The 9,229-nt window shown below is 39.5% G+C and carries 8 protein-coding genes; 4 read left to right on the top strand and 4 right to left on the bottom strand.

Translation table 11 applies throughout. The annotated features are described in order from the left end of the window. Positions 1–842 precede the first annotated feature (842 nt). From grpE to FTV03_RS16090, 4 genes are all read left to right on the top strand, one after another. Entirely contained in the window at positions 843–1,382 is a 540-nt protein-coding gene (gene grpE, locus FTV03_RS16075; protein WP_111885723.1) for a nucleotide exchange factor GrpE, read from the top strand. A gap of 154 nt (positions 1,383–1,536) precedes the next feature. After that, on the top strand, positions 1,537–3,477 hold the full coding sequence (dnaK, locus tag FTV03_RS16080) for a molecular chaperone DnaK (RefSeq protein ID WP_078194438.1): 1,941 nt from the start codon (positions 1,537–1,539) through the stop codon (positions 3,475–3,477). A 214-nt stretch (positions 3,478–3,691) separates the two neighbouring features. After that, the gene (locus tag FTV03_RS16085; RefSeq protein WP_180042176.1) at positions 3,692–4,603 is read left to right on the top strand and encodes a matrixin family metalloprotease; all 912 of its coding nucleotides are present in this window, start codon (positions 3,692–3,694) and stop codon (positions 4,601–4,603) included. A gap of 120 nt (positions 4,604–4,723) precedes the next feature. Then, complete coding sequence (locus tag FTV03_RS16090; protein ID WP_168379524.1) at positions 4,724–5,101, top strand: hypothetical protein; 378 nt, start codon at positions 4,724–4,726, stop codon at positions 5,099–5,101. A 68-nt stretch (positions 5,102–5,169) separates the two neighbouring features. Here FTV03_RS16090 and erpA read toward each other — a convergent pair whose 3' ends face one another. From erpA to FTV03_RS16110, 4 genes are all read right to left on the bottom strand, one after another. Further along, positions 5,170–5,505 carry an iron-sulfur cluster insertion protein ErpA gene (gene erpA, locus FTV03_RS16095; RefSeq protein WP_078189499.1) on the bottom strand — a complete coding sequence of 112 codons (336 nt, stop codon included), beginning with the start codon at positions 5,503–5,505 and terminating at the stop codon, positions 5,170–5,172. Positions 5,506–5,639: 134 nt separating this feature from the next. Next, positions 5,640–6,647, bottom strand: coding sequence for a putative solute-binding protein (locus FTV03_RS16100; RefSeq protein WP_180005535.1), 1,008 nt, complete (start codon positions 6,645–6,647; stop codon positions 5,640–5,642). Positions 6,648–6,848: 201 nt separating this feature from the next. Then, on the bottom strand, positions 6,849–7,859 hold the full coding sequence (locus FTV03_RS16105) for a putative solute-binding protein (RefSeq protein ID WP_180005536.1): 1,011 nt from the start codon (positions 7,857–7,859) through the stop codon (positions 6,849–6,851). Between the two features lie 257 nt (positions 7,860–8,116). Continuing rightward, positions 8,117–9,109, bottom strand: a complete 993-nt coding sequence (locus tag FTV03_RS16110) for a putative solute-binding protein (RefSeq protein ID WP_180005537.1) — start codon at positions 9,107–9,109, stop codon at positions 8,117–8,119. Positions 9,110–9,229: the final 120 nt, after the last annotated feature.

A 9,229-nucleotide genomic window follows, 5' to 3' on the forward strand; every position in this document is an offset into this window, starting at 1 on the left:
TGAGAAAGCCCATATAAATGGGTAGAGTACAAGTTGCTGTAGAAGCATTTTTAATTCGTCTGATCACAGATACTTTATAAAGTATTTTAATACTTTTTTGAATCCGTCAATGCGTAAGTCCTATATAAATGATTTTTGAATAAAGCGTGATCACAGCTTTTGAATACAACAAAGTTCAACAAAACTTGCAACTCAGTTACTTAAGTGGCTGTTTTTATAAATTTCATGCAAAAAAAAGCCTGCTTATGAGAGAAGCAGGCCATGAAAAACACATTTGAAATAAATTAAGAAACTACAGCGATAGAATCTGAAACAAAGAATACTGTGCTGATCATTTTTTGTGAAATATTTAATAAAACTGATACTAAGAGTTTTTATGTATAAATATTAACCACTATTTTTTGAGGCAAAAAAAATGCTGATTCTTGGGAAATCAGCATGGAAAAGTGTTTCTAAAATCTAGAGGTAGTCACCATATCCCTCTCTCCAGTGGATATGGTCACTTCCGATAGATAAATTATGCAAATTTTCAGGCACAAAGAGAAACCGTTAAAATTTATGATGAAAATCTATAAATCCGATCAAAATATGATTATACATTCAAATCAATAATTTATATTTTCATAGAATTTAATTTTGCAGTCGATATTTTGCTGAAAAACCATTTATTTGAATAAAAAACTGCATTTAATCGCTGACTTCGCTTGAATTTTTATCCCCTGCCCCGATTTCTTTTATTAATCATGAATTCAAAACGCATGGCAGTTACGCATCGATGTCGTTTGAACGCACAGCTATAAGGACTGAACATGTTTAAGAACCCATTTAAACGGAGTAAATCAATGGCGACTGAGCAAAACCAAGACGCTCAAGATCTTCAACAAGAGCAAGCAGAACAGCAAACTCAAGCTGAAAACGAGCAAGCTGAAGTTTCAGTTGAAGATTTACAAGCACAAATCACCAATTTAGAAGAAAGCTTAAAACTTGAAAAAGCACGTACTGCAAATGCCGTATATGAAGCGCAAAAAAGTGTAGAACGCATTCAACGCGAATCTGAAAAGCATAAAGATACTGTGCTGGAAAAATTTGCAAAACAATTGCTTGAGTCAGTTGATAACCTTGAACGCGCGATTGCTGCGGCAGGTGATGAAAAATCAGGTTTATCTGAAGGTGTAGAACTTACACTGAAATCATTGCTCAGCACTTTAGAAAAATTTGGTGTGGTTGCTGTGGATACTGCAAATGGTTTCAATGCAGATCTTCACCAAGCTGTGGGCATCGATCCAAATGCCAAATCGAATGAAATTGGGACAGTATTGCAAAAAGGCTATAGCTTAAACGGTCGTCTATTACGTCCAGCTATGGTTATGGTTGGTGCATAAACCCAAATTTTCTGAGACGAATTAAAAATTTTAACCAATATTACTTGAAATTTTTTGATTGGCTCTCATATCGGATAACAAGTAAATCCCTTTTTATTTCCCTTTGAGAAAGGGAAGAGTTTGGGAATAAAAGAATTTTAGAGGAAACATCCAAATGGCGAAAATCATTGGTATTGACTTAGGTACTACAAACTCTTGCGTAGCAGTACTTGAAGGCGACAAAGTAAAAGTAATCGACAACGCTGAAGGCGCTCGTACAACCCCATCTATTATTGCGTATAAAGATGGCGAGATCCTTGTCGGTCAATCTGCTAAGCGTCAAGCAGTGACTAACCCTAAAAACACATTATTTGCAATCAAACGTTTGATCGGTCGTAAGTACCAAGACCAAGCTGTGCAAAAAGATATCGGCCTTGTACCTTACAAAATCATCAAAGCTGACAATGGCGATGCTTGGGTTGACGTAAACGACAAGAAACTTGCACCACAACAAATCTCTGCTGAAATCTTGAAAAAGATGAAAAAAACAGCTGAAGACTACCTTGGTGAAACAGTAACTGAAGCGGTAATTACTGTTCCTGCGTACTTTAACGATGCTCAACGTCAAGCGACTAAAGATGCAGGTAAAATTGCTGGTTTAGATGTTAAACGTATCATCAACGAACCAACAGCTGCTGCACTTGCGTTCGGTATGGACAAAAAAGAAGGCGACCGTAAAGTTGCGGTTTACGATTTAGGTGGTGGTACTTTCGACGTATCAATCATTGAAATCGCTGACCTTGATGGCGACCAACAAATCGAAGTGTTGTCTACAAACGGTGATACATTCCTTGGTGGTGAAGACTTCGATAATGCATTAATTGAATACTTGGTTGAAGAGTTCAAGAAAGAACAAAGCGTAAACTTGAAACAAGATCCGCTTGCACTTCAACGTTTAAAAGAAGCTGCTGAAAAAGCAAAAATCGAGCTTTCTTCTTCGAATGCAACAGAAATCAACCTTCCATACATCACAGCAGATGCGACTGGTCCTAAACACTTAGTGATCAACGTGACTCGCTCTAAACTTGAAGGTTTAGTTGCTGAATTGGTTGCTCGTACAATTGAACCATGTAAGATTGCACTTAAAGATGCAGGTCTTTCAACCTCTGACATCTCTGACGTAATCTTGGTGGGTGGTCAGTCTCGTATGCCACTTGTACAACAAAAAGTACAAGAGTTCTTCGGCCGTGAGCCACGTAAAGACGTGAACCCAGATGAAGCTGTAGCGATGGGTGCTGCGATTCAAGGTGCAGTACTTTCAGGTGATAAAACTGACGTACTTCTTCTTGACGTAACTCCATTGACTCTTGGTATCGAAACAATGGGTGGCGTGTTAACAGCAATCATCGAGAAAAACACCACGATTCCTGCGAAGAAATCTCAAGTGTTCTCAACTGCTGCTGACAACCAACCTGCTGTAGACATTTCAGTTTACCAAGGTGAACGTAAAATGGCTCAACAAAACAAATTGTTAGGTAACTTCCAATTAGGCGATATCCCACCTGCTCCACGTGGTGTGCCACAAATTGAAGTATCATTTGACATCAACGCTGATGGTATCTTGAAAGTATCTGCGAAAGACAAGAGCACAGGTAAAGAGCAATCCATTCAAATTAAAGCTAACTCTGGTTTGAGCGATGCTGAAATTGAAGCGATGATCAAAGATGCTGAAGCGAATGCTGAAGAAGATCGTAAATTTGAAGAATTAGCGAAAGCACGTAACGAAGCTGATGCACTTGTTTCTTCTGCTCAAAAAGCAGTAAAAGATCTTGGTGAACAGGTAACTGCTGATGAGAAATCTGCAATCGATGCTGCTGTAGCTGAGCTCGAAGCAGCGACTAAAGAAAACGATGTAGATGCAATCAAAGCGAAAACTGAAGCACTTCAAAACATCATTATGCCGATCACTCAACGTGCTTATGAAGCTGCACAAGGTCAAGGCGGTGCTGAAGGTTTTGATCCTAACGCTTTCCAAGGCGCTGAAGGTCAAGCTCAAAAAGCAGATGACGGCGTTGTAGATGCTGAGTTCACTGAAGTTAAAGATGACAAAAAATAATTTGTCGCTTTAACCGAGTTTTTCAAAGCTCAAAAAGACCGCGCGAAAGCGCGGTTTTTTTGTGGATGATTTTATCTGCATCAGGCAATATTCAAATAACACGCTTAAGCTCAAACAGCCACATTCTTCTCGACTGCCAATCTGTCTAAACTTAGATTTGCATAGCGCTAAATTTCGGTTAAATTAATGTAAAATAATCAAGTTTTGCGACGCTATGCGTTTGATTTTAATTATTGTTGTCATCGTTTTGAGTACTTGGTGGATCTTTCAAACCAAGCAGCATCCTCAACTGAAATTTAATTCAATTTCAGATCGACTTTTACACCCTCTCGATACCCGACTGCGTTATCGGGTTGCTGATGTCGATCCGCGTTTTGGATTAAGCCAACAACAAGTCATTCAACTTAGCGAAGAAGCCGCAGAGATATGGCATAAAGGAACACTCAAACCATTATTTATCTATGACCCAAATGCACAACTGGCAATCCATCTAATTTATGATGATCGTCAAGAACAATACAATGCCTATAAGCAAGTCCAAAATACCTTAGCCGCAGATAAAGCCCGTAATGATTTATATGCCGAGAACTTAGCAAATTCGAGAAAAGGTCTGGAGATGAATGAGCAACAGCTCCGATCAAAACAAGCCATGATTCGTGCGGAAATCGCACAGCTGTCGCAAGAACGTATGAATTGGAGCCGAATAGAGCATACACAAGGCCCCAATATGCAACGCGTTGAAAGAGAACTTGAGCAAGTTAAAGCACAAGCGATGCAATTAGACCAAGAAATAGATCGATTTAATCAGCAAAATGATCAATTTAACCAACAAGTCTCAAGCTATAACCAGCAAATCGATCAATATAATGCAGGCGTGATACAAGCCAGTCAGCGCTTTCCTGCACGAGAGTTTCATAAAGGTGTCTTTATGGAGGATCAGATTCAGATTTATCAATTTGATGCCGAAGATGATTTACGCCTCACCCTTGCCCATGAACTCGGACATGCTCTCGGCTTATCTCACCATAATGACCCTACTGCATTAATGTACCCAATCTTGGGCGCGCAACAATTAGAAAACTTTAAACTAATGCCAGCAGACCAAAGCTTACTGTATTATCGCTAGTGTGCCCTGAGCATAAAAAACCATACAATTTATAAGGATATTGCAGGATTCACCAACAAAAATCAGCATTTCATGTTATTGTTGATCTGCAATAATTCCCTTATATCAATGACATCTTCCGTGGAGAGCAATGTGAGTTACTACCATATCTTAATTGAAGTGAATGACCACATCAGCACGATTGAACAAACCCGTGATATTGAGCTTTTTGATATTACCGAAATTCAACCTTATCTCCATGCGGTACTTTTACCATTTTTTAATGAGCAACTCATTGAACTCGAAGACGAAAATCTTGAGTTTAAAGATGTCTTGCATTTACAAGTCAAACAAACCCTTTTGCCGATCCGTGACCTCATCGAAGAAGAGCAACGCCTGCTTCCGAGTGATACCGATGTCACCATTACAGCTTATGAAATTTTTAATAATTATCAATTGAGTCAAGACGTAACTACAGTGATTTTAGATCTGTTAGAAGCGCTTAAATTTGAAGCCTAATATCGATTTTAAACATTAAAAAAGCCCTCAAAATGAGGGCTTTTTTATGGCTCAATTCATCATCGTGATTAGATCGAGAATGAAGATCCACATCCACACGTGGTTGTCGCATTCGGGTTTTGTACCACAAAACGAGAACCCTCTAAACCTTCAATATAGTCGACTGTTGAACCAACTAAATATTGATAACTAAGTGAATCCACCAACATTTTCACGTCTTCATTGATAAATTCAGCATCATCTTCGTTTTGGCTTTCTGCAAAATTAAATCCATATGAGAAACCTGAACAACCACCACCAGTCACATATACACGTAACATGAGGTCTTGATTACCTTCACTGTCACGCAATTGGCGTACTTTATTGGCAGCATTGTCAGTCAGCACAAGTGCTTGAGCATTCATGATGGATTCCTCTGAGTCATTGGGGTGTCTTTAAAAAGAAAAGACCATGTTTCAAGTATAACATACTCAATATATGGTCAGTCTTCACAGTTTAAAGTTAAATCAGAGTATTTTTCTCAAGATTCATTTAAAACTTATTTATAGTTTTCGTCCTGTAATGCACATTCGAAGTTTTTCGGGTCTTGTTTACAGCGGAATTGCCATAATAATTTCATCATTCGCTTGTCGTAGATATCACGTTTAGTCAAATCAATACGCGCTTCACGCATCATTTTTTGATAGCCAGCTTTGTCTGCCGTTGGAACATCCATCCAATATTTAGCTGGGATTTCTGACTTCATTTTGCCTAATATCGTGAATGCACGAGGTAATTGTGTTTTGACCCAATCACGTGATTTTTGCCCATATCCCGCTGGGAATTTATCTGGGCGAATAATGATATTACCCGTCACTTGTAAAATTGGATAATTAACAATTGCACCTTTACTACCTAAACCTTTATGTAACTCCAAGGGTTTAAACACCGCTGCAGGTGCACCAATAATATCCACCTGACCATTGTTAAATTTAGAGCCAAAATTGGTCACGTCAGCACTGACCGCTTGAGCCCCCACCTGTTGCACCATAATTTTCTGCGCTTCATCATAATCAAGCACCGCAATTTTTTTACCTGCTGCTTTAGCGACAGTATTGATACTACGGTCATTCACCAACAGGTAGGCATCACCTACAGGAATCACACCTACCACTTCATATTTACTATTGACCATGCTCTTTGCAAACGTTGGACTCGCAAGGCCTTGCATCACTTTAACCGCAAGTTTCAAATCTGGAATTGCACCAATCGCATCTAAAGAACCGGTAAAATTATTAAATTGACGACCACGCATACCTGTGACACTGATCCCATCACATTTACCGGCTTTAAAATCTTCCGCAATCACCGCTTCATTTTGACTGACGCGGAGCTCAATGTCTGCGCCCCAGTTTTTTGCCGCCAATTGGTAATCTCTCATCAGGGTAAAAACATCACCATTTTTACCAACCAAATCAAATACACACACCACTTGCTTTGCTTGAGCTACGCCATTCACCGCCATTAACGCAGCAGCAATACTCAATGCCTTTGTCCATTGTTTCATACTGACTTTCCTTGTTTTTTACTGTTTTTGTTTTAACCATTTTTTGATTTTTGGGTCATGCGGAGTATGATTAAATATACTCACAGCCCTCGATTTCAATTTAGATTACCTGAATATTTTGCTGACTCAATGGCGAAAATGACCTGTGCATTTGCGAAAAAAAGCCCGGATAAATCCAGGCTTTTTTCTTTAAATATCAGTTTATTCGCCGCTAAGTGAACATTCAAAATTGGCTTTATCGACAGAACAACGTGCCTTTTTCAATACTGACATCATGCCCGCATCATAAATGCCACGTTTCGTCATATCCATACGACCTTCACGCAATAATTTTTGATATTTGGTTTTATCTTCTGCACTTAAGTTAAGTTTATATTTCGCAGGAATACCCGCCTCTAAACGGTTAATCATCGCAATACTCTTCGGTAAATGTTTCACAAACCAATCACGAGATTTTTGACCAAAGCCTGCTGGGAACTGATCAGGACGAATAATAAAGTCCGCGGTCACTTGTAAAACTGGGAAGTTAAACATCGCACCATTGGTACCTAAACCCTTATAAATCTCTAATGGTTTGTAGGCATACGCAGGCGCACCCACCATATCGACCTGACCATTATTAAACTTCGCCACAAAGTTAGATACATCTGAAACCACAGCTTGAGCGCCGACACGTTGCACCATAATTTTTTGTGCTTCGTCATAGCCTAATACTGCAAACTTTTTACCTGCTGCTTTTTCAATTGAGTCAATTTTTTTGTCTTTGACAAAGATGAATGCTGAACCCAGTGGAGCAATACCCGCCACTTCGTATTTCTTACCACCTAGGTTGCTGACCATTTTTGCAGCATTACGTTGGTCTAATGCAAAGGTAATCGCACGTTGCGCAATTGCATTGCTCGGTGCGCCACCAAGCGCATCAATCGAACCTGCAAATTTATTGTATTGACGAGCACGCATTGCCGTCATAAATACGCCATCACATTTACCCGCTTTAAAATCATTGTCGGCTACTGCTTCATCTTGACGCGGAATTAAGTTAATTTCAGCACCCCAGCCTTTTGCTGCAAGCGCCCATTCCTGAGCCATTTGGTATGACTCACCTGACTTACCCAGTAAGTCAAATACACAGATATCTACTTTTGCTGCCTGAGCTGAACCAGCAAAGCCAATTGCAGCAAATGTAGCCAATGATAGGAGCGTTTTTTTCATTCTATTTTCCTTTCAAATCTTTTTATGGTTCAGAGGTGTCCTTACACAACGCCGATATTAAGCAAGTTAATTTAAAAAAAATAGAGCATTTACTCCATTTATTTATGTCATTTTGGCATATTCTGTTTTTCTGTGATGCATATCACTTTTTATTCAAAGTGAAATTATAAATATAATCATCATCTTAGATTTGCAAAAATGGCTTTTTACATTTACAGCGTTTGCATCAAAATTTACAAAGAAATACAGAAAAAAGCTTATTCACCCGCCACTGAACACTCGAAATTGGTTCGCTCAATCGTACAACAGGCTTTTTTCAGTACCGTCATCATAGTGGAGTCATAGATCCCCTGTTTGGTTAAATCCATCCGTCCTTCACGCAATATTTTCTGATATTTCAACTGATCATCTTTGCTGAGATTCATCTTATATTTGGCAGGAATTTCAGCTTCCATGCGTTTTACCATGGCAAAACTTTTTGATAATTGCTTAACGAACCATTGCCGAGAAGGCTCTGCAAAACCTTCTGGGAATTTATTATTACGAATAATCAGGTCTGCCGTGACAATCACCACAGGAAAATTAACCATCGCCCCAGTAGTGCCTAAGCCTTTTGAAATTTCGAGTGGCTTAAAGGCATAAGCCGGCGCAGCCACAATTTCAACTTCAGCCTGATTAAACTTGCGAATAAAATTGGAAATTTCCGACATGACTGGTACAGCGCCGACACGGTCAACCATCACTTTTTGCGCATAGTCATAATGCAAAATGGCAAATTTTTTACCTTCAGCTTTTTCTAAATTATTGATATTGCGATCACGGACAAAAATATAGGCTGAACCAATTTGCCCGATCCCCGCCACTTCATAGCTGTCTTTGCCTAGATTGGTAATCAGTCGTTTACTGTTCCGCTTATCTAAGACATAGGTGATGGCTTTTTGCGCGATGGTATTGTTCGGTACACCGCCAATGGCATCAATCGAACCAGCAAATTTGTTATATGCACGTGCCCGCATCGAGGTCATATAAAATGCGTCACATTTCCCTTCTTTAAAATCTTTATCGACTTTGGATTCATCTTGATATGAAATCAGTTGAACTTGTGCTCCCCATGCCTTACTGGCCAGAGACCACTCTTCCATCAGCTTATAAGATTCCCCCGCTTTTCCAAGTAAATCGAACACACAAACCTTCTGATTGGCATAGCTTTGTGCAGACATCACACCTGAAAGAAGCGATAAAATTGACATACTCCCACCACCAAGCTAAGAGCTATGGTGGGGGAATCTTTGCGACCCATGCAATCTTAGAGATTGCACCTTTCGATACCGCACTGCGCTGACAGTATGGCGGTACAGGAACTCTTTATA

The organism is Acinetobacter sp. YH12218, assembly GCF_013417925.1.
GTDB lineage: Bacteria > Pseudomonadota > Gammaproteobacteria > Pseudomonadales > Moraxellaceae > Acinetobacter > Acinetobacter amyesii.